The sequence below is a fragment of the Staphylococcus petrasii genome (assembly GCF_002902565.1).
In the GTDB taxonomy this organism is placed as follows: Bacteria; Bacillota; Bacilli; order Staphylococcales; family Staphylococcaceae; genus Staphylococcus; species Staphylococcus petrasii.
The window spans coordinates 51210-71706 of sequence record NZ_PPRC01000013.1 but is presented as its reverse complement, the minus strand read 5'-3'; the positions used below and the strand labels follow the sequence as shown (position 1 = coordinate 71706).

Annotated in this window: 18 protein-coding genes; 9 read left to right on the top strand and 9 right to left on the bottom strand. The window is 34.1% G+C overall.

The window, feature by feature from the left end; genetic code table 11:
• Positions 1-21: 21 nt before the first annotated feature.
• On the bottom strand, positions 22-954 hold the full coding sequence (locus tag CD127_RS03215; RefSeq protein ID WP_103298445.1) for a 2-dehydropantoate 2-reductase: 933 nt from the start codon (positions 952-954) through the stop codon (positions 22-24).
• Positions 955-1156: 202 nt separating this feature from the next.
• Positions 1157-2557, bottom strand: coding sequence for an MFS transporter (locus CD127_RS03210; protein WP_103365749.1), 1401 nt, complete (start codon positions 2555-2557; stop codon positions 1157-1159).
• 271 nt (positions 2558-2828) lie between these two features.
• On the opposite strand from CD127_RS03210, the gene CD127_RS03205 reads away from it, so the two are divergent.
• The 4 genes from CD127_RS03205 to lrgB all read left to right on the top strand — a co-directional run bounded on the left by CD127_RS03205 (position 2829) and on the right by lrgB (position 6700).
• A complete protein-coding gene (locus tag CD127_RS03205) occupies positions 2829-4568 on the top strand; it encodes a sensor histidine kinase (RefSeq protein ID WP_103365748.1) in 1740 nt (579 codons plus the stop codon).
• 19 nt (positions 4569-4587) lie between these two features.
• Entirely contained in the window at positions 4588-5355 is a 768-nt protein-coding gene (locus CD127_RS03200; RefSeq protein WP_103365747.1) for a response regulator transcription factor LytR, read from the top strand.
• Between the two features lie 188 nt (positions 5356-5543).
• The gene (lrgA, locus tag CD127_RS03195; protein ID WP_103365746.1) at positions 5544-5999 is read left to right on the top strand and encodes an antiholin-like murein hydrolase modulator LrgA; all 456 of its coding nucleotides are present in this window, start codon (positions 5544-5546) and stop codon (positions 5997-5999) included.
• Positions 5999-6700 (top strand): antiholin-like protein LrgB, encoded by a 702-nt coding sequence (gene lrgB / locus CD127_RS03190; protein WP_103298440.1) that lies wholly within the window; start codon positions 5999-6001, stop codon positions 6698-6700. The genes lrgA and lrgB overlap by 1 nt, the downstream gene beginning before the upstream one ends.
• A 103-nt stretch (positions 6701-6803) precedes the next feature.
• On the opposite strand, the gene CD127_RS03185 is transcribed toward lrgB, so the two are convergent.
• The 4 genes from CD127_RS03185 to CD127_RS03170 are packed head-to-tail and all read right to left on the bottom strand — an operon-like array spanning position 6804 to position 10399.
• On the bottom strand, positions 6804-7487 hold the full coding sequence (locus CD127_RS03185; RefSeq protein WP_103298439.1) for an ABC transporter permease: 684 nt from the start codon (positions 7485-7487) through the stop codon (positions 6804-6806).
• Entirely contained in the window at positions 7487-8431 is a 945-nt protein-coding gene (locus CD127_RS03180) for an osmoprotectant ABC transporter substrate-binding protein (protein WP_103365745.1), read from the bottom strand. The genes CD127_RS03185 and CD127_RS03180 overlap by 1 nt, the downstream gene beginning before the upstream one ends.
• Before the next feature lie 25 nt (positions 8432-8456).
• Positions 8457-9092, bottom strand: a complete 636-nt coding sequence (locus CD127_RS03175) for an ABC transporter permease (protein WP_103365744.1) — start codon at positions 9090-9092, stop codon at positions 8457-8459.
• Positions 9092-10399, bottom strand: a complete 1308-nt coding sequence (locus CD127_RS03170) for a betaine/proline/choline family ABC transporter ATP-binding protein (protein WP_103365743.1) — start codon at positions 10397-10399, stop codon at positions 9092-9094. Before CD127_RS03170 ends, CD127_RS03175 begins: the two co-directional genes overlap by 1 nt.
• A gap of 474 nt (positions 10400-10873) precedes the next feature.
• On the opposite strand from CD127_RS03170, the gene CD127_RS03165 reads away from it, so the two are divergent.
• The gene (locus CD127_RS03165; protein ID WP_103298435.1) at positions 10874-11917 is read left to right on the top strand and encodes a 2,3-butanediol dehydrogenase; all 1044 of its coding nucleotides are present in this window, start codon (positions 10874-10876) and stop codon (positions 11915-11917) included.
• Between the two features lie 816 nt (positions 11918-12733).
• Here CD127_RS03165 and CD127_RS03160 read toward each other — a convergent pair.
• Positions 12734-13333 (bottom strand): YdeI/OmpD-associated family protein, encoded by a 600-nt coding sequence (locus tag CD127_RS03160; protein WP_103298434.1) that lies wholly within the window; start codon positions 13331-13333, stop codon positions 12734-12736.
• Positions 13334-13522: 189 nt separating this feature from the next.
• Between CD127_RS03160 and CD127_RS03155 the strand changes: the two genes are divergently transcribed.
• Positions 13523-15178: an APC family permease gene (locus CD127_RS03155; protein WP_103365742.1), complete on the top strand. Its 1656-nt coding sequence runs from the start codon at positions 13523-13525 to the stop codon at positions 15176-15178.
• Positions 15179-15283: 105 nt separating this feature from the next.
• The gene (locus CD127_RS03150; RefSeq protein ID WP_103365741.1) at positions 15284-16630 is read left to right on the top strand and encodes a carboxylesterase family protein; all 1347 of its coding nucleotides are present in this window, start codon (positions 15284-15286) and stop codon (positions 16628-16630) included.
• A 34-nt stretch (positions 16631-16664) separates the two neighbouring features.
• Here the strand turns inward: CD127_RS03150 and CD127_RS03145 are convergent, their stop codons facing one another.
• Both CD127_RS03145 and CD127_RS03140 read right to left on the bottom strand, forming a co-directional pair.
• Entirely contained in the window at positions 16665-17840 is a 1176-nt protein-coding gene (locus tag CD127_RS03145) for an MFS transporter (RefSeq protein WP_103365740.1), read from the bottom strand.
• 115 nt (positions 17841-17955) lie between these two features.
• On the bottom strand, positions 17956-18186 hold the full coding sequence (locus CD127_RS03140) for a hypothetical protein (protein ID WP_103365739.1): 231 nt from the start codon (positions 18184-18186) through the stop codon (positions 17956-17958).
• A gap of 151 nt (positions 18187-18337) precedes the next feature.
• Between CD127_RS03140 and CD127_RS03135 the strand changes: the two genes are divergently transcribed.
• On the top strand, positions 18338-19015 hold the full coding sequence (locus tag CD127_RS03135; protein WP_103298429.1) for a response regulator transcription factor: 678 nt from the start codon (positions 18338-18340) through the stop codon (positions 19013-19015).
• On the top strand, positions 19008-20489 hold the full coding sequence (locus CD127_RS03130) for a HAMP domain-containing sensor histidine kinase (RefSeq protein ID WP_103365738.1): 1482 nt from the start codon (positions 19008-19010) through the stop codon (positions 20487-20489). The genes CD127_RS03135 and CD127_RS03130 overlap by 8 nt, the downstream gene beginning before the upstream one ends.
• The last annotated feature ends 8 nt before the right edge of the window (positions 20490-20497 follow it).

Below are 20497 nucleotides of genomic sequence, written 5' to 3'. Positions count from 1 at the left end.
CAAAGGCTGAGAATAGTTAACTTATTTCGCGTGACGTTGTTCTTCTTTAGCGTGAACCATATTAGCTACAAATTGGTTAACTGGCGCTTCGATATGATGTTCAGCACCTAATTTAGCCACAGCACCATTAATATAATCAATCTCAGTTAAACGATTATTATTAATTAAATCTTGATACATTGATGGGAAGTGAGGTCCCACTTTATCATTTAAATCAATAAGATAATTGTAAACTTCGTCTGCATTTAAATGTACGCCATCCACTGTCGCAACTTGAACAATTTCTTGAGTAATTTTATAAACGAGTTTTCTCGCATAATCACTTTCATTTAGATTAGATAAACGACATTCTAAAATAGTACATAATGCATTTGCCGTACCATTTACGCAAATTTTCTTCCAAATCGATTGTTGTAAATCTTCGCTTTTATGAGGATTAAGTTTTGCTTTTTCTAAAATATCAAATACTGTATCCACATTGGGTTGTCCTTCTTCTACAAGTGCACCAATCTCAACAGGACCCGCGCCCATTAAATGCGTATGCCCTGGAGACTCTAAACCAGCCGTCCAAGTTGTTACCCCTCTGACAATACGTGCTTCATCAACATAGTTTGCAATTTTACGCTCATGTTTTAAACCATTCATCGTACAAACCATAATCGTGTTGTCATGAATGTGCGATTGAATATGTTGTAACATGTCATGAAGTTGCATGGCTTTAGTGAATAAAAAGATCACATCATACTTAGCATCTTTTGGAATTTCTGTATCTTGATACATTGGAATATTTAAATGATGTTGTTCCCCATTAATATCAATATGTAACCCATCTTTTTTAACGGCTGTAGCTTGAGGTTCCCAACCATCAATTAAGGTTACGTCATAACCTTGTCGATATAACATTGCTCCAAATCCACTACCTAACGCCCCTGAACCAGCAATCGCTATTTTCATATGTCATAACTCCTTTTTGTTAATGATGATTTTAAAATACTACTTCACCTATTGTCAGTCAATATTGTTTACGAAATATTCTTGATTTTTAAATAAATTTACTTTATACAGACTTATTCTATCTATTTATTGAAAAATGGGAACGATACAGAAATCGGTTTAATGAAGGATTTCTATATCATTCCCATTTAAGGATATAATATTAAATTTTACCTACTTTTTTAGGAACTAAGAATAAGATTGTAATGAAAGCAGTTAAAGCAATACCTGCGTTGAATATTACCCCAGCTGCGCCACCAAGTTGTAAATTCATTTGAGAAGCGCAAAATCCGTAAATTGTACTAGACATCGCTACACCAAAGGCATTTCCTAATGAAGATGCCATTTTATACACACCAGATGCTACCCCAACTTTATCGTCAGGTGCTTCAGCAACTGCTGTATCTGTTGAAGGTGTCGCGTATGTACCTAAACCAATACCAAATAATAAATAACCTATAATACTAGAAATAATATAAGCTACATTTGGTAAAAATGTTAATGAGAGTAACAATAAACCAACAAAAGTAAAGCCACTACCCATTAATAATGGTCTTCTTGCTCCTTGTTTTTGTAATAACTTTTCACCTACACGTATCATGATAAGTACAGCTACAAGATACGTAATAGAAATGAGACCTGCTTGTAATGAGCTAAATCCTAATTGACTTTGATAATATGTGTTAACAACAATTAAAGTACCACCAGCTACACCATTTAACATGAAGTTAGAAAGTGTCGCACCACTGTAGCCTTTATTCATAAATAAATGAAAATCAACTAATGGATTTTCAGCTTTAAGCTCACGAATGATAAATAAAATTCCAGCCACTAAGAAAACTGCGCCTAGAGATAAAATCATTGGTGAGAATAATCCACGATCAGCGGCTTGTGTCACCATAACATTGACACTTAATAATGTAATCACAAGTAAAATAAGCCCCATTACATCAAATTTTGATTTATTATCGTTTCCTTTAGTTTCCGGTTCATATTTCGTTTCAGGCGTGTGTTTAATTAAGAATATGGCTAAGATAGATAATACAATTGATACAATAAATATCCATTGCCAACCAATTTTAGAAGCCACAAATCCACCAAATAGTGAACATACACCACTACCACCCCATGAACCGATTGACCAGTAACTCACTGCACGTTGTCTTTCTTTTCCAATGTAATATTCATTAATAATCGCAAGTGTTGATGGCATAATGAACGCGCCTGATAGTCCCTGTAACGCACGTCCTATTAATAATAACCAAGCAACTGGAGCAATAATTAATAATAATGATCCAATAATACTCAAAGCTAAACCTAAATAGGTCATCTTAACGCGCCCAAATTTATCGGCAATATCCCCAGCACCTACAATAAATAAACCTGAGAATAATGCGGATAAACTCACCGCAATATTGATTGTGCCCATATCTGTATTAAATGACGATTGTAGCGTTGGTAATAGATTTAAAAGAGATTGAGCAAACAACCAAAACGTAAGTACCCCAATAATAATTCCTATGAGTAGTCTATTATCTCCCCTAAATTCTTTTGAAGACTCCATTTGAAAAACTCCTCCTAATATACCCTAAAAACTAAAACTAATTAGTTTATATTAAAAACCTTATCACAATTACGCTTAAATGACTTCACAAAATACTTTATTTTTTCAAATTATGATTAATTTGAATATATAAACTCATCTATATTAATAAATTTCATATTTTCGTAAATATAAGTAATGCTTTATGTCTATCAACTTTATTTTCCTCATATTATAATAAATAAAGTTATAATAAATTTATTTTCAAAATTTTAACAATAGGTGCGAGTCAATGTTTAACTTATTTATATTGTTACTAGAACGTGTAGGTTTAATTATTATCATTGCCTATATGTTGATGAATATTAATCATTTTAAAACGATGATGGGTGAACGTGAAAAGCTCCGTTCCCAATGGCAATTAACGATTCTCTTTTCATTATTCGCAATTCTTTCTAATTTTACAGGGATAGAAATTGAAAACGGCAAAATTATTTCTAGCAATATTTACTATCATTTAAACGAAAATGCGTCCCTCGCAAATACACGCGTACTGACGATTGGTATGTCGGGGCTTATAGGCGGACCTTTTGTGGCAATCATTGTAGGAATTATTTCAGGCGTGTCTCGTATTTATATTGGTGGTGCAAATGCGTATACATATTTAATTTCTTCCGTCATTATTGCCTTAATTTCTGGTTTTTACGGCTATCGAACAATGCGTCGCTACACCTATCCTAAAGTGTTAACAGGCGCGATTATCGGCGTCGTAAATGAAGCTATTCAAATGGCATGTATCATTCTTTTCTCAGATGATATGGCATCGGCTTGGTCGTTAGTCAAATTTATTGGTTTACCGATGATTCTTATTAACAGCTTAGGAACTGCTATTTTCTTATCTATTATTTTGTCTACCTTACAACAAGAAGAACAAACGCGTGCAGTTCAGACTCATGATGTACTAGAACTTGCCAATAAGACGTTGCCCTATTTTCGTTCGGGTCTCAATGAAGCTTCTGCACGTCCGGTTGCTGAAATTATTTTAAAATTAATGAAAGTATCGGCCGTGGCTATCACTAATAAAACAGATATTTTAACCCATGTGGGTGCCGGAAGTGACCACCACGTGGCTAAGAAAGCTATCATCACTCACCTTTCAAAAGAGGTTATTCGAACAGAGCATTTAAAAGAAGCACATTCTAAAGAAGAAATCGGATGCAATAACCCACATTGTCCTTTAACGGCAGCCATCGTGATTCCGTTAATGATACAGAATGAAGTAGCTGGGACATTAAAATTCTATTTCACTGAAGAAAACAATATTACACACTCTACAAAACAGCTGGCGCGAGGGTTAGCGGACATCTTTTCAAGTCAATTAGAATTAGGCCAAGCTGAGACACAAAGTAAACTCTTAAGAGATGCAGAAATTAAATCTCTGCAAGCACAGGTTAATCCACACTTCTTCTTTAATGCGATTAATACCATCTCAGCATTAGTCCGCATTGATAGTGAAAAAGCGCGTAAATTACTATTACAATTAAGCCAATTCTTTAGATCCAATTTGCAAGGCGCACGCAACAACACCATTACGCTAGATAAAGAATTACAACAAGTAGAAGCCTATCTTTCACTAGAACAGGCACGTTTCCCGAATCGCTTTATCATTCACTATCATATTGATGAAGCCTGCAAAAACGCATTAATTCCACCATTTATTATTCAAATTCTAGTGGAAAATGCGATCAAACATGCATTTAAACATCGCCGAAAAGACAACGTCGTACGTGTAGAAGTCAATGATGAGGAACATCATCTTCGCATAGTAGTGAGTGATAATGGTAGCGGAATTGCGGAAGATAAATTACCAATGCTTGGACAAATGAGCGTCAATTCAGAGACAGGCACAGGTAGCGCATTAGAGAATCTTAATCGTCGCTTAATTGGACTTTATGGCGATGAAGCGAGATTACTTTTTGATTCAACTTCTCAAGGGACCACTGTAAGTTGTCAGATTCCATATAAGTCATAATACAAAGGAGGAAATGGAAGTGAAGACGTTAATCGTAGATGATGAGCCTCTAGCTCGTAACGAATTACATTATCTACTGAATGAATTATCGAAATTTGAATTAATTGAAGAAGCTGAAACTGTGGAAGAAACGTTAGAAAAACTATTATATGAAACATATGATTTAGTCTTTCTAGATATTAATTTAATGGATGAAAATGGCATCGACTTAGCGCATAAAATTCAAAAAATGAAACAGCCACCGTATATCGTTTTCGCTACTGCACATGATACCTTTGCGGTGAAAGCATTCGAGCTCAATGCCATCGACTATATTTTAAAACCATTCGAGCTAGAAAGAGTTGCGCAAGCTGTGCAAAAAGTCGATAAAGCACGTCATTTAAATACAGGTAACAGTGAAGAAGATAACCAAGAACACTCAGCCAATACCTCTTTATCCGAAGCTAATATTGCTAATAAATCCGTTATTCCTATCGAAGTTGACGAACGTATTTATGTTATTAATATCGACGAAATTGTAGCTCTTTCAGTTAATAATGGGATTACAACTATTACTACAGTGAAACGTACATATCAAACTGCCGAACCTCTAACGCATTTTGAAAAGAAAATATCTGAGCACAAATTTATCAAGATTCATCGAGCTACTATTATTAATAAGAAATACATTGACAGCGTTGAACATTGGTTTAACTATACATATCAAGTCACTATGGCGACGGGCGATAAGTTCCAAGTTAGCCGTTCATTTATGAAAAATTTCAAACAAGAAATAGGATTACTATAAATACTTTAAAAAGATGAGTAAGGAGACAGATCAACTGTCCCCTGCTCATTTTTTATTTCCTCATGATTTTCACCTTTAAAATAATGCAACTCACCACTTTATATTTGTAACTCACTTTGAAAACGGTCACGAGTAAACGTTTTCATACTAAACTATAGACAAAGAAATAAAGAGAGGGAGCGTAGCATATGGCTCAACAACCATCACAACCTGCAAATGCTAAGGGAAGTAATAAAGTTTCAAAAACTTACAACTTCTTCCAACAAGCATTAACGATTTCTGTTGTATTATTTATCTCTAAAATTATCGAAAGTTTCATTCCATTTCCAATGCCCGCTTCAGTTATCGGGCTCGTACTATTATTCATCTTATTATGTACAGGCATAGTTAAATTAGGCCAAGTGGAAAAAGTGGGAACAGCTTTAACCGACAACATTAGTTTCCTATTCGTTCCAGCTGGTATTTCAGTTATTAATTCACTTCCACTTTTAAGCCAGCATCCAATTTTAATTTTATTATTAATTATTATTTCAACATTATTATTATTAGTCTGTGTTGGATTTGTTTCACAATTATTCGTAACTAAAACACTATTTCCAACTAAAGAACAAAACGAAAAAACAAAACTTGGGGAGGGTAACTAATGGCTGAACATTTAGGAATTACAACACCTTACTTTGGAATACTTGTATCACTTATTCCGTTTGTCATCGCACAATATTTTTATAAAAAAACAAATGGCTTTTTCTTACTTGCCCCTCTTTTCGTAGCAATGGTGGCAGGAATTGCTTTCTTAAAAATTACAGGCATTAGCTATGAAAACTATAAAATCGGTGGCGACATCATCAATTTCTTCTTAGAACCAGCAACTATTAGTTTCGCCATCCCACTATACAAAAAGCGTGACGTTCTTAAAAAATATTGGTTACAAATCTTTGGCGGTATCGCCATCGGTACACTTATCGCATTAATTTTAATTTACCTTGTTAATATTATCTTCCAATTAGGAGATAAAATTGGTGCGTCAATGTTACCACAAGCGGCTACAACAGCTATTGCCTTACCAGTTTCTGACGGTATCGGCGGTGTAAAAGAATTAACATCTCTTGCGGTTATTCTAAACGCCGTAGTTATCTCAGCACTTGGACCTAAGATTGTAAAATGGTTCAAAATTTCAAATCCAATCGCTCGCGGTTTAGCATTAGGTACAAGTGGCCACACACTAGGCGTAGCTGCTGCGAAATCATTTGGCGAAACTGAAGAATCAATGGGTAGTATCGCCGTGGTTATCGTAGGTGTCATTATCGTAGCGATTGTACCACCATTAGCATCATTCTTATTCTAATGTGACAATACTTTAATTGAAGACTTGATTTAATAAAGAAAAGCGTTGATTAACAAGTAGTAGACTTCTCTACCTCACTTGCTAATCAACGCTTTTTAATATATTAGTTCACACTTTGAACTTGTTTATTCTTTTTACTCTTATGTGTTGGGTCTAATTTTCTTTCTAAACCGCGTAAACCTAAATCAATAATAATCGCAATTAAAGCAATAGGAATAGCCCCCGCTAAAATGAAGACCGTACCGTCTGTTGAGTTCGTACCACGAATGATGATATCACCAAGTGTTGGTGCACCAATAAATGAGCCAATAGCTACAATACCAATGGCAACAACAAGTGCGATACGAATACCTCCGATAATAACAGATAATGATAAAGGTAATTCAATCATGCGCATAATTTGATTACTTGTCATACCCATACCTTTACCCGCATCTTTAATGTTATGATCCACTTCTGTAATCCCAGTGTAAGTATTCTTTATAATCGGAAGTAACGCATACAAGAATACAGCCACAACTACTGTCGTTGGTCCTAAGCCTAACGCTAACATCAAGATAGCTAACATAGCGATAGCAGGTACCGTTTGAATAATATTCGCTATCGTAATGACTGGCCACGCTAACTTAGAATAACGTGCAATAAGTATCCCTAATGGAATTCCAATAATACACGCGAATAGCACACCATAAATCGACATTAATAAATGTTTAAAAAATAACTCCATAAGATAGCCAAAGTTCAAGGTATAATATTCATAAAGTGAGCTTAATAAGTTACCTTTCATTATTTTTGACCACCCTTCTTATCATCTTCGAAATAGTTATGTTTTTTCACATACTCTTCAGCAATAACAGCAGGCTCTTTACCTTTACCATCCGCTTCATAGTTTAATTTCTGCATATCTTTTGTACTAATTTTACCTTCTAATTTCTTTAATGCTTTATCAATTTCTGGATTATCTTTAACCAATTTCTCTGTTGCTAACGGACTACCATCATACGGTGGGAAGAACTTACGATCATCTTTAAGAACCTTTAAATTATACGCTGCAATACGACCATCCGTTGAATAACCTACAGCCACGTCTAATTTCTTATTCTTTAATGCATCATACACTAAACCAATTTGCATTGGACGTGCACTCGCAAACTTAAAGCCATAATCTTTTTGGAACGCTGGGTAACCATCACCCGCACGGTTCATCCATTGCGTATCCATACCCAAGCGTAATTCGTCTTTGTGTTTTTTCAAATCTGAGACCTTTTCCAAATGATATTTATCAGCAACTTCTTTGGTCACCATAAATGCATAAGTGTTGGCAAACCCAAATGAATTATAGAACTTTTGATCATATTTCTTTTTGAAAAGTTTTTGCGACTCTGCCATCGCCTTTTTCGGATCTTTTGTAGGTGGCGCGTCTAACACACTTGTCAATTCAGTTCCTGTATAACGTACCGCCGACATATTCACATCGCCACGTTGTAACGCGTTATGTTGAATGATACTAGACCCTAAGTTACCTATAATTGTAGGTTTAACCTTTCCATGTGTGTAATGCTCAATCATTAATTTCTCAATATTTGCCATGATTTTTGTTTCACTAGTTTCTGTTGCAGTGATTTTAACACTGTCTTTCGCATTGCCATCGCCTAGACCTGGTAATCCACATCCAGATAATACTACGAGGGACAATGCCAGAAGTATGAAAGTTATTTTAAACTTTTTCATAAATTTAGAAATCCTCCCTTGTCAATTATCTAGATACTTTAAGTCCTTTAGGCACAGCCCACTTTTCAACTAAAGAAAGCAAGAAGTCTACAATTAAAGCTAAACAAGTAACAAGAATAGCAGCACTAATAATCATTGGCGGTTGATATAAGTTTAGACCGTTAAATACAAGGTCACCTAAACCACCTGCGCCGACATAACTTGCTAATGTCGCCCAAGCAATAACGTACACACTTGATAAACGAATGCCACTAATGATTAATGGTAAAGCAAGTGGCAACTCTACATCCTTCATTAATTGAAATTTTGTCATACCCATACTGGTTCCGGCTTGAATAATATTTTTATCAATATTTTGTACACCAAGTACGGTATTATTTAAAATTGGTAATAATACATAAATAAATAGTGCGACAATCGCTGGCGTCTTACCTACACCAAAGATTGGAATCATAAGTGCTAAAACGGCTAACGTCGGTATCGTTTGAAGCACACCCGCAATCGTTAACACGACATTCGCAGTACGTTTAGTTTTAGATAATAAAATACCTAATGGTACCGCTACAACAATCGCAAGCAATAGCGCGATGACTGATATGTAAAAATGTTCGATTGTTTTTGATACGAGTTGGCTTCCATATTCTTGGAAAAATTCTCTCATTAACGATCAACTCCTGAATCATGCGTATCATCTAAATTCTCTGTATCAAAACGATCAGTTACGTCTTTTTGTTTATGTGTCGCATCTTCATGTTGATGTTGTGCTATTTCTTTTTTCTCTTGATTACCGATTTCATTCTCACGTTCTACATCATTCATATGTGTATCTGACAATTCCATTTCTTCATCGCCTTCGCCCCAAATTGAGTCGTATACGATATCCACTAAATTAGCACGTGTAATTAAACCAATTAACGTATTATCGTTATCAACAACTGGAACGTTTCTCACATTTCGTTTAAGAATGGTACGAACTGAGTCTTGTAATTTTGAATCTATATGTACTTTATAAACATCACGTTGCATTGTATCGATAAGTTCTTTTCTTTGGCGTAAACCTTGGTTAATATCCTCAATATCTAAGAAACCTAATAAGCGATTATGATTATTTACCACAAAGATAGTATCGACACGTTTTTGTCTCATAATATTAACTGCGTCATTTAAAGAATCATCTGCTTTAACAGTAACAGGTGTAATCATCGCATCTTCAACAGTTCTCATATTAGGACGGTCTTGAATCAGTCTGTTTTGTCCAATAAACTCTTTAACGAAATCATTCGCTGGATTTCTTAAGATATTATCTGGCGTATCGTATTGCACAACTTTACCTTGTGACATAATACAAATGCGGTCTGCCAATTTAATCGCTTCATCCATATCATGCGTTACAAATATGAATGTTTTTCCTAACTTTTGTTGTAATTCTTTTACTAAATCTTGTAGAGTGTCTCTCGTAATAGGGTCTAATGCACCAAAGGGTTCATCCATTAAGATAATATCTTGTTCAGCTGCTAATGCACGTACAACCCCTATACGTTGTTGTTGACCGCCTGATAATTCAGATGGATATCGATCCAAATACTCTTCAGGTAAGTCTACTAACTTAATTAATTCCTTCGCTTTCGCATCTTTCTTTTCTTTAGACCATTTTAAAAGTTTCGGTACTAACACAATGTTTTCACGAATAGTCATGTGTGGCATAAGCCCAATTTGTTGAATCACGTAACCAATACTGCGTCGTAATTCTACTGGATTCATGCTTCGTACATTCTTCCCATTCATTTCAATAGTTCCTTCAGTAGCTTCAATCATACGGTTAATCATTCGTAAAGCTGTCGTTTTACCACTACCACTTGTCCCAATAAAAGCAATAAACTCTCCAGATTCAATATCTAATGAAATATTATCTACTGCCTTTTTATTCCCTGAATAAATCTTGGTTAAGTTTTTAATACTTAGCGTCATTAGCTTTCTCCTTCCTAATTCAACCCTGATGAAAAAGAAACGAACATAAAAAGGCCATTAGTCCCATTGTTAAACAAATGTGTTATAAGTTAAACAAGGGTCTCATGACCTTTGCTTCATAAAATTTTAGTAAATTCAATTTCTATGTAATTCGTTAATTTTTCGTCATTTATTACTATATACCCTATATAATTTTTTGAAACGTTACATATTTGAAACTATTAAAAAAGTTTCACAATTCAATTTTTATGCTTTTAAACGTTAAAGCAATATAACAATTAAGAAAGCTACAATAATACTTTTAAAGTAAAAGAAATTAAATAATAAGAAATAGTATTGTCATCAACAAAGTTCATAGAATTGTCAAAATCTTCAAAATCAATAGGGAAATTTTACTAGGAAGAATTGAATTCCGACATAGTTAGTATTAATCTAAAGATGTAATAAGTATTTAACGAAGGGAAGTTTTACTTTATGAAAGCAGCAGTATGGTATGGTCAAAAAGATGTTCGTGTTGAGGATCGCGAACCTAAACAATTAAAAGATAATGAAGTGAAAGTTAAAGTATCTTGGGCTGGAATTTGTGGTACTGACTTACACGAATATTTAGAAGGACCTGTCTTTATCTCTACAGATAAACCTGACCCATTCTTAGGTCAAAAAGCACCTGTAACTTTAGGTCATGAATTTGCTGGTGTGGTTGAAGAAGTTGGTAAAGATGTAACTAAATATAAAAAAGGCGACCGCGTTGTTGTTAACCCAACTGTTTCTAAACGTGAAAAAGACGAAAGCGTAGATTTATATGATGGTTACTCATTCATCGGATTAGGTTCAGATGGTGGTTTCGCAGAATTCACTAACGCTCCTGAAGAAAATGTTTACGCTTTACCTGAAAATGTATCTGCTAAAGAAGGTGCATTAGTAGAACCAACAGCTGTAGCAGTTCAAGCTGTTAAAGAAGGTAATTTATTATTTGGTGACACTGTAGCTATCTTTGGTGCAGGACCAATCGGTTTATTAACAGTCGTTGCAGCTAAAGCTGCTGGCGCAAGTAAAATCTTCGTTTTCGATTTATCAGAAGAACGTTTAGCTAAAGCTAAAGAAGTGGGCGCTACTCACGTTATTAATTCTGGTGACGTAGAACCTGTTGAATACATTAATGAACACACTGAAAACGGTGTAGACGTTACTTTCGAAGTAGCTGGTGTAGGTGTAACATTAGCACAATCAGTTAAAGTAACACGTCCTAGAGGTACAGTAGTTATCGTTTCTATCTTTGCGCATGAAGTTAACTTTGACCCAATGTTATTAACTAACTCTGGTGTTCATTTAGCTTCAACTATCGCTTACTCACCTACTACATTCCAACAAACAATTGACTTAATTGCGAACGGAAGCTTAGATGTTAAGAGCGTAGTAACAGATGAAATCGAATTAGAAAACATTGTTGAATCTGGTTTCGAACAATTAGTAAACGATAAATCACAAGCTAAAATCCTAGTTAAATTAAACGGCTAATCTATTGATTAAATTATAATAGCATTCCCTAAAAGCCCCTCCATAATCCACATTATGGAGGGGCTCGTTATGTATTCAATACTTCGTATTGCTAGTTTGTATTCCTAATACAGTTCTAAAATGGTTTTCATTCCACTTAAGTTGTGTAGACGTTCTAAGATAGATGTTCACTCACTTTAGTTGAGGTGCTTGCCTAGGGGGCTGGGTCGAGCCTTGGTCTCGACACTCATCCTGCTCCCTCAGGCGTCACTCAACTACGTTTCGCTACCTATCTTAGAACAACTTTCAAAATTGACATAATACTTAACTTCATTAAATTATTATTTTTAGAAGACGTGTTATGATACTGAATATTTATATTTAATTATGTTTAGGAAAAATTTAGATGCCTAATTATTTCCAAAGAAAAATACTTAGTCTAGAAAAATTAACTAAGTATTTAGATATTATTAAATGTAATTGTCTAGGCTTATATAAGTAGTTCTTTATAAAGAATGGAACGTAGTAAAAAAGTTAGTTATGTTAATGAACATAAGTGCTTTGCACTTATGTAAGAAATTCTAGAGATGAACTACAAGTGTTGTTGCGCGCGGGGCCCCAGCACAAAGACTTTCGCATAGAAAGTCTACAAACAAAGCAAGCTGGGGAAGGAACTTAAGTGTTTACACACTTAAGTAAGTAGTTCTAATGATTAAAATCAAAGAACTACTTTAGAGCCTTTCCCGCAAGAAAGCGTCGCAACAAAAATGAGTGAATGTTCATCTTAGAATTTCTTTACAACTTAAGTGAAATGACCATCTATTGAAGAACTACATTTTATTTATCATGCATGCCTTTGCCTTCTAAGATATGATTATAATATTTCTCCACTCTGCTTTGTCTTGTCTGACTACGTTTGGCTTGTGAAATGTGATAAATATATTGATGTTGACGTCCAGGCGTTAAATTATAAAAGGCTTCTTTAAACTCTGGCACTTCGTCAAGTTTACTTTGTAATTCTTCAGGTATGTCGTAATCCTCCGTTTTCTTCATTTCCACTTTCTTGCCAGCTTTTTCAACTTTAATCGCTTCATTCACATAATAAAGAATCTCATCACGACGCTCTTTAATTTCATCTAACGTTTCAAATCTTAATTGTCTCGCTGCTTGAACCTTCTCCGTTTGTTGAATTAACGTATGATATTGATCTTCCAAGATGGCACCTTTATGAAAGAGAAGCGCTACATAATGTTTAAAGCCATGGATTAATACCACATTTGCTCCGTTTAATGTATAACACGGATGCATCCATTTATAGGTCTCTTCTAATTTAGTTTCTTCAAATATTAAATCTCTAAGATATTGATAGGCTTCCTTCCATTGACTATCCTTTTCCAAAAAAGCTAAAACTTTATCATTAGCTTGTTTATGCGTCATCTCTAACACCTTCTAACTTATTAATTTGAAAGCAATACAGTTATTATATTATTTAACTTTAAAATTAACTATCATTAACACAATATTTTGCAAATTTACTAAAACGTAAATTGACTAATTATACGATAAGCGTATAATTAAAAAGTGTCATTTTATATGAATACTAAAACAATTTAAAAAGGAGTATTTATGGGACAGAACAATAATAATAGTAATAAAATCAGTCTGACTCAATTAGTGCTACTTGGACTAGGTAGTTTAATTGGTTCTGGTTGGCTCTTTGGTGCATGGGAAGCGTCCTCTATAGCTGGTCCAGCCGCGGTGATTTCGTGGATTATCGGATTTATTGTCATTGGAACAATTTCTTACAACTACATTGAAATCGGGACTATGTTCCCACAATCTGGTGGTATGAGTAACTATGCGCAATATACACATGGGTCTTTATTAGGATTCATCGCTGCATGGGCTAACTGGGTCTCACTCGTAACGATTATCCCAATTGAAGCAGTATCTGCTGTTCAGTACATTAGCTCTTGGCCATGGGATTGGGCAAAACCTACTGGCGCGTTGATGCATAATGGAACGATTAGTACGATTGGCTTATTTGCCGTATATATTATCATCATTATCTTTTCTTTACTGAACTACTGGTCAGTAAAATTATTAACATCATTTACAAGTTTAATTTCAGTCTTTAAATTGGGTGTGCCTATTTTAACAATTATTATGTTAATGCTTTCTGGTTTCGATACTAGTAACTATGGTTCAACAATGAGTGAATTTATGCCTTATGGTAGTGCCCCAATCTTTGCGGCTACAACGACATCAGGTATCATTTTCTCATTTAACGCATTCCAAACAATTATTAATATGGGATCTGAAATTAAAAATCCTGAGAAGAATATTGCGCGCGGTATCGCAATCTCATTAACATTAAGTGCTGCATTATACGTTGTATTACAAAGTACTTTCATTACTTCTATGCCACAATCAATGATTCATGAACATGGTTGGCATGGTATTAACTTTAATTCACCATTCGCAGACATGGCGATTTTATTAGGTATCAACTGGTTAGCGATTCTTTTATATATTGAAGCGGTAGTTTCACCATTTGGTACAGGTGTTTCATTCGTAGCGATTACAGGTCGTGTCTTAAATGCGATGGAACAAAATGGTCATATTCCTAAATTCTTAGGAAAAATTAATACAACTTACAACATTCCACGTGTTGCGATTGCATTCAATGCCATTATCAGTATGGTCATGGTTACGTTATTCCGTGACTGGGGTGTACTTGCGGCGGTTATCTCAACAGCTACATTAGTAGCTTACTTAACTGGTCCAACAACAGTAATTGCCCTACGTGAAATGGGATCTAAATTACACCGTCCATTCCGTGGTACGTTGTTAAAAGTTATGGCACCATTATCATTCGTTTTAGCTTCATTAGCGATTTACTGGGCAATGTGGCCAACAACTGCCGAAGTTATTTTCATTATTATTTTAGGTTTACCAATTTATTTCTTCTATGAATATAAAATGAATTGGAAGAACACTAAAAAACAAATCGGCGGTAGTTTATGGATTATTGTTTACTTAATCCTATTAGCTGTTATGTCATTTATCGGTAGTAAAGAATTTAAAGGTATCAACTTAATTCACTACCCTTATGATTTTATTGTGATTATTGTATTAGCATTAATCTTCTATAAAATCGGTACTACAAGCTATTTCGAAAGTATTTACTTCAAACGTGCTAAGAAAATCAATAAGCAAATGAAGAAAGATACACTTGAAGAAGCTAAAAGAGAAGCTGCTCAAGAGCAAGCTGAGAAATAAATTTAATCGATGCCAAGCGTGAAAGTTACTTCGCGCTTGGTATTTTTTATGCCTACTTTTAGTGCTATAGTTAGGTTGAATGAAGAGAGAGGGAGGCGTTTTAATATGGTTACAATCACTACGACTAGCGGAAAGATACATGGTATAAGTGAAGACGGAGTTGCTAAATTTCTTGGAATCCCCTATGCTTATCCGCCTACGCATCATTGCCGTTTTAAACATTCCGAGTTATACACGTCTTGGGATGGTGAAATTCAAGCTACTCATTTTAGAACTATTCCTCCTCAGCCTTATAATAAATTAGAAACTTTCTTTTCTTCTGAAAATGTAACTTTTTCACAAAACGAGGATTGTTTATATTTAAATATCTGGATGCAAAATAATGATAATACTAATAAACCTGTCATTATCTATTTTTATGGAGGCGGATTTGTAAATGGACATGGTTCTGCAGAGTTATATACACCAGAAGCTATTGTTCAACAACATGATGTGATTGTCGTCACATTTAACTATCGCTTAGGCGCTTTAGGCTTTTTAGACTGGTCCTATTTTAATGAAATGTTTGATAAAAATAATGGTCTATCGGATCAAATTAATGTATTGAAATGGGTTCATCATTATATTGAAAGCTTTGGTGGCGATTCTCAGAATGTCACATTAATGGGTCAATCTGCCGGCAGTATGAGTATTATGGCTTTAATGCAGATGCCTGAATTAGATGCACTCTATCATAAAGTGATGTTACTCAGTGGTACTTTGAGACTTGATAAAGAAGAAACTGGCTACTTAAAAGCGCAACATTTTCATAAATTGATAGATACTCATTTTCCAAATAAAAAGCTAGAAGATTTAACAGTTTCAGACATATTGGAATTACAAGCGTTAGATGAGGCTTCGCGTGGCAAATCCAAAGGTTTGGAATTGATTTATACGCCTATCGAAGATGACTGTATGACACGTCCACTATCAAAGTTTAAGAAACTTGTCGTCATAGATGTGACTAATGATGAAGGTGATTGTTATATTCGTAACGAATCTCGTAAATTAGAGCCTTCACGCTTTGTAGAGGTCATGGCATTAAATGATATTAATGTAAAGGAAATAGAGGCACAAACAGGCAAACAACAAGCGAAACTCGTCACTGACTTGTATTTTAAAGCGCCCGCCCTTCAATTATTAGAAACCTTGTCCCACTCAACGCGTTGGTTTTTACGTTTCGACTGGCACTTACCAACCTCTTCTGAATTTAACAGTGCTTATCACATTCTAGATCTTGTCTTTTGGTTTGGGAAAATGGATATCCTTAAAGCACACGGCATTAAAAACTTAACTTCAGAAACTGAATTAAGTGAACAAATGATAAGTGATTTAGTAACTTTTGCAAAGTCAGATACAATGCCATGGCAACCTTATCATTCAAATAATAAAGAGCCACACATATACAAATAAGGCGTACCGCAAATGTTGCGATACGCCTTTGTTTTTAATTTTTCGCGTAATGAATATTTTTAAGAGTAAGAACTATGATTAAACCAACTAGTCCTATAAATGCACTAACGAGTGTGACCGCTTCAACTGACATATTAGAAACAACTAAGCCACCAATAATACCACCTAAACCGATACCGGCATTAAGGCATGACATGTTCCAACTCATCACTTGGCTTGTGTCACCTTCTACGTGTTCGATAATCCCACTTTGAATTGCAGGGTTCGTACTCCATTGAACAATATTCCATATAAATAATCCTACTAATAATAGAAGCGTAGTTGATAATATTAAGTTAATAATAATCATCATGACGATAAAGACTGAGAAAGCAATAATTAACCAACGTTTACTTGTCAGTTTATCTGCTAGTACGCCTCCCATTGAAGTACCTACAACACCTGCGACACCGTTAACTAATAATGCTAATGAAACGAAGCCCATGTTGTGTCCATTTTCCAAAATAAGCGGATTAATATAGACAAATGTCACGGAATTAGCGATTAAAATTAATAATGTAATCGCTAGATATTTCACGATTTCGGCAGGTCTCAAAATATGAGACGTTTGCTGGCCACTTTCGTCGATATGACTATATTGTTGATTCGCATAATTGAGTTCTGAAGTAGTAGGTAAATATTTAATCATCAGTAACCCAGCAATCAGGCTCACTAAAATAATGAAGACAAATGTGAAGCGCCAACCAATCCAGTCACCTATCATTGTACCAATCGGCACACCGAAGACATTCGCGCCACTAAAACCTGTATAAACGACACCAATCATCTTCCCACGGTTCTTTGGTGCGGTTAGCATAGCAGTTAAAGCAAGCACTTTCACGATAATTAATGAAGCAGCTGCAGAAGAAATAATTCGTCCAATAACTAAAATAGTAAAATTCGGGGCAATTGCGATAATGACATTCCCTGCAATAAAAACCACTAAAGTCCAAAGTAGCACCGGGCGAGCCGCAAAACGGTTAGTCAGTTTAACCAATATAGGTCCACAAATCGCAAATGTCAGCGCGTAAAGCGTAACGAGTTGCCCAACAACAGCTTCTGAAACGCCTAAATCATCGCTCATTAAATTCATAATCCCAGCGACCATCATTTCAACCATCCCGACGATAAAGACGCTAATGATAAAGGTTGCTATACGCATGATAGACATGCAGAAATCTCCTTTCCTAACTATTAAATTTTTTCATAAAAAAACAGCTACTCGCTATTTTTTAAGCTTAGTAACTGTTTTATTATAATATTCATTTTTATTTTTGTACAAAAAATTAAGATAAGTCGTTTCTATCTTCTAAATATTGCTCAACAACCGCTTCAGCAATCATCAATACAATTAATACAATCATAGTGCCATAAATCACATAATTGTTATGGAGTAAGATGTCGATTCCAAAGTTTAAATTAAAATGATTTTCTACTAAGCTAAAGCCTAAACGTAAAATGTTATACAGTCCAAGTACAGTAATAAGAAATCCGATAATATAAGATAATCGTTTCATTTGTACAAACCCCTTTTACATCGATTTAACTTCATGCTAAATCATGGTACTTAACTACTTCTTATCGTTATCTTAAATTTCCCTTAAATCATGAATGCAACAATAGTTAAATATTAAAAAGTTTTATAAGATGAATAATGAGGTGTTCGCAATGAATGAGAATGTGCTTATTATCGAAGACGATAAAGATATTAATGAACTAATGAAATTATCATTAACAACTAAAGGTATTGATACAGTACAATCTGTATTTAATATTGAGGAAGCTAAAAATGAATTACTGAATAAACATTATCAAGTGATTCTTCTAGACTTAAATTTAAAATCAGAAGATGGATATCAGTTATTAAAATATATCGATTTATCTAAAACTGCGGTAATCGTTGTCACAGCGAAAACCACTCATATTGATGTTTATAAAGGCTTTGAAAATGGGGCCGTTGATTATATTAAAAAGCCATTTGATCCAATGGAACTTTATTACAGAGTGTCACTTCATTTAAATAAGAAGTCTAACCCTATTTATACATATCAAAATTTGAAAATTAACTTCAACAGTATGGAAGTGTATGTAAATAATGAAATAGTTAATTTAACTAATCGTGAGTACCAATTATTAACTTATCTCATCAACAATAAAAATCAGGTACTGACTAAGAATCAACTTTACACAAAAGTATGGGGTTATGATACAGGCGTTGATGATAATACATTAATGGTCCACATACGTACATTACGCAAGAAAATCGAAGCATGCCCTAATGAACCTAAAATGATTAAAACCGTACGTGGCAAAGGCTATATGTTTAAGGAAGATCATCATGAATAAACGATTCACTTTAAAATTTTTAAAATACATTAGTATTTTTTTAATTATTAACTTTATTTTTTCAATGGTCTTTGTAGTTTCAATATTTTTAAATATTGTATTTAATTTTAGTGGTAGTATGAATGAACTAGATACGGATTATTTAGATATGTTTAATATTACCAATCAACCAAATGAGAAAATAAAAAACTTAGCCAAACAAGATCATGTTGATTTATATTTCACAAATAAACAAGGTGAAATTACCTACCCTGAGTCGCTTAAAGGGCATAGTATAAAGCCTTTTATTCTCTCAGATATACGCTCTGCTAATTCTATTAAAACTAGCAATGGTCAAAATTATCTAGTCTATATTTATAAACACAATAATAACGATAATATAAAAAATTCAAATAACATTAGTACTTCTCAGCTTTTAGAAAGTATTACAACTCAAGATTACAATAAATATAATTATAATATTTCAAATAATACCTTAACTTTTTCTAAAAATTTGAATTACAGAGAATATGATGCTTCAAAAGATTTAAGTACGTCTGGACACGATATGAACAAAGCGTTTTTTAAAATTTTAATTATTTTCTTAGTCATTAATATTTTCTTTGTGTCTATCACTGCTTTCCTTATATCGAAGCGTTTAACAAAACCTTTGGCTTATTACATTGATTGGATTGGTAATTTATCTGAAGGTAAGTTGTATCAGCCTACGTCAAAACAAAAACGGAAGCGCAAGCGAAAAAGAAAGAAACGTAAAACGTATCCAGAATTGGATCACTCATTGACTCAATTAAATCAACAAATGTTATCAGATAAGTTTTATCATAATCAGATTAATTACTATAAGACGAAATGGATAAATCAAATTTCTCATGATTTGAAATCGCCTCTCACAACAATTTATGGCTATTCGAAATTAATTCAAACTGATGAAGCATCACAGCCTTATGTTCAACTTATTTCTGAAAAAGCTACTTTTATGAGTGACTTAATCGATAGCTTGAATCAATCGTTTGATTTAGAAACACAACAAATGAAACAGGACAAAGAGAACTCCCCTATAAAAGCAACGGTGGAACGCATCGCGTCTATTATTGGGTATCAACAGCTGTCCTTATCATTTAATCTGGGAGAAGAGTCACAGTTTTACGGTAATAAGTTATATTTTGAACGTTTACTCATTAATTTAATCAATAACAGTATTGAACATAATGATAAACATCCAAATATCACAATTCATTTTACTAGAGAAAATAATATATTAATTATCGACTATATTGATGATGGACAAGGCTTGCCTCAATCAAATATTGATGACCTTATTAAGCAGTCTTATACTTCTAAAAAAGATAATGCTCATCATAGTATGGGATTGTCTATTATTCAAGATGCTGTTCACTTTCATGATGGAAGTATTGAAGTGTTGCCTACTGATACAGGCGTTCACTTTCATATCTCACTTGTCGATAAATCTTAATCATATAT

What these genes read in the sequence shown, in the direction of transcription:
- lrgB (WP_103298440.1), top strand. Translation starts at nt 5,999, where the DNA reads ATGGCTGAACATTTAGGAATTACAACACCTTACTTTGGAATACTTGTA.
- CD127_RS03150 (WP_103365741.1), top strand. Translation starts at nt 15,284, where the DNA reads ATGGTTACAATCACTACGACTAGCGGAAAGATACATGGTATAAGTGAA.
- CD127_RS03185 (WP_103298439.1), bottom strand. Translation starts at nt 7,487, where the DNA reads ATGAAAGGTAACTTATTAAGCTCACTTTATGAATATTATACCTTGAAC.
- lrgA (WP_103365746.1), top strand. Translation starts at nt 5,544, where the DNA reads ATGGCTCAACAACCATCACAACCTGCAAATGCTAAGGGAAGTAATAAA.
- CD127_RS03145 (WP_103365740.1), bottom strand. Translation starts at nt 17,840, where the DNA reads ATGTCTATCATGCGTATAGCAACCTTTATCATTAGCGTCTTTATCGTC.
- CD127_RS03175 (WP_103365744.1), bottom strand. Translation starts at nt 9,092, where the DNA reads ATGAGAGAATTTTTCCAAGAATATGGAAGCCAACTCGTATCAAAAACA.
- CD127_RS03180 (WP_103365745.1), bottom strand. Translation starts at nt 8,431, where the DNA reads ATGAAAAAGTTTAAAATAACTTTCATACTTCTGGCATTGTCCCTCGTA.
- CD127_RS03140 (WP_103365739.1), bottom strand. Translation starts at nt 18,186, where the DNA reads ATGAAACGATTATCTTATATTATCGGATTTCTTATTACTGTACTTGGA.
- CD127_RS03130 (WP_103365738.1), top strand. Translation starts at nt 19,008, where the DNA reads ATGAATAAACGATTCACTTTAAAATTTTTAAAATACATTAGTATTTTT.
- CD127_RS03135 (WP_103298429.1), top strand. Translation starts at nt 18,338, where the DNA reads ATGAATGAGAATGTGCTTATTATCGAAGACGATAAAGATATTAATGAA.
- CD127_RS03155 (WP_103365742.1), top strand. Translation starts at nt 13,523, where the DNA reads ATGGGACAGAACAATAATAATAGTAATAAAATCAGTCTGACTCAATTA.
- CD127_RS03160 (WP_103298434.1), bottom strand. Translation starts at nt 13,333, where the DNA reads ATGACGCATAAACAAGCTAATGATAAAGTTTTAGCTTTTTTGGAAAAG.
- CD127_RS03215 (WP_103298445.1), bottom strand. Translation starts at nt 954, where the DNA reads ATGAAAATAGCGATTGCTGGTTCAGGGGCGTTAGGTAGTGGATTTGGA.
- CD127_RS03170 (WP_103365743.1), bottom strand. Translation starts at nt 10,399, where the DNA reads ATGACGCTAAGTATTAAAAACTTAACCAAGATTTATTCAGGGAATAAA.
- CD127_RS03205 (WP_103365748.1), top strand. Translation starts at nt 2,829, where the DNA reads ATGTTTAACTTATTTATATTGTTACTAGAACGTGTAGGTTTAATTATT.
- CD127_RS03165 (WP_103298435.1), top strand. Translation starts at nt 10,874, where the DNA reads ATGAAAGCAGCAGTATGGTATGGTCAAAAAGATGTTCGTGTTGAGGAT.
- CD127_RS03210 (WP_103365749.1), bottom strand. Translation starts at nt 2,557, where the DNA reads ATGGAGTCTTCAAAAGAATTTAGGGGAGATAATAGACTACTCATAGGA.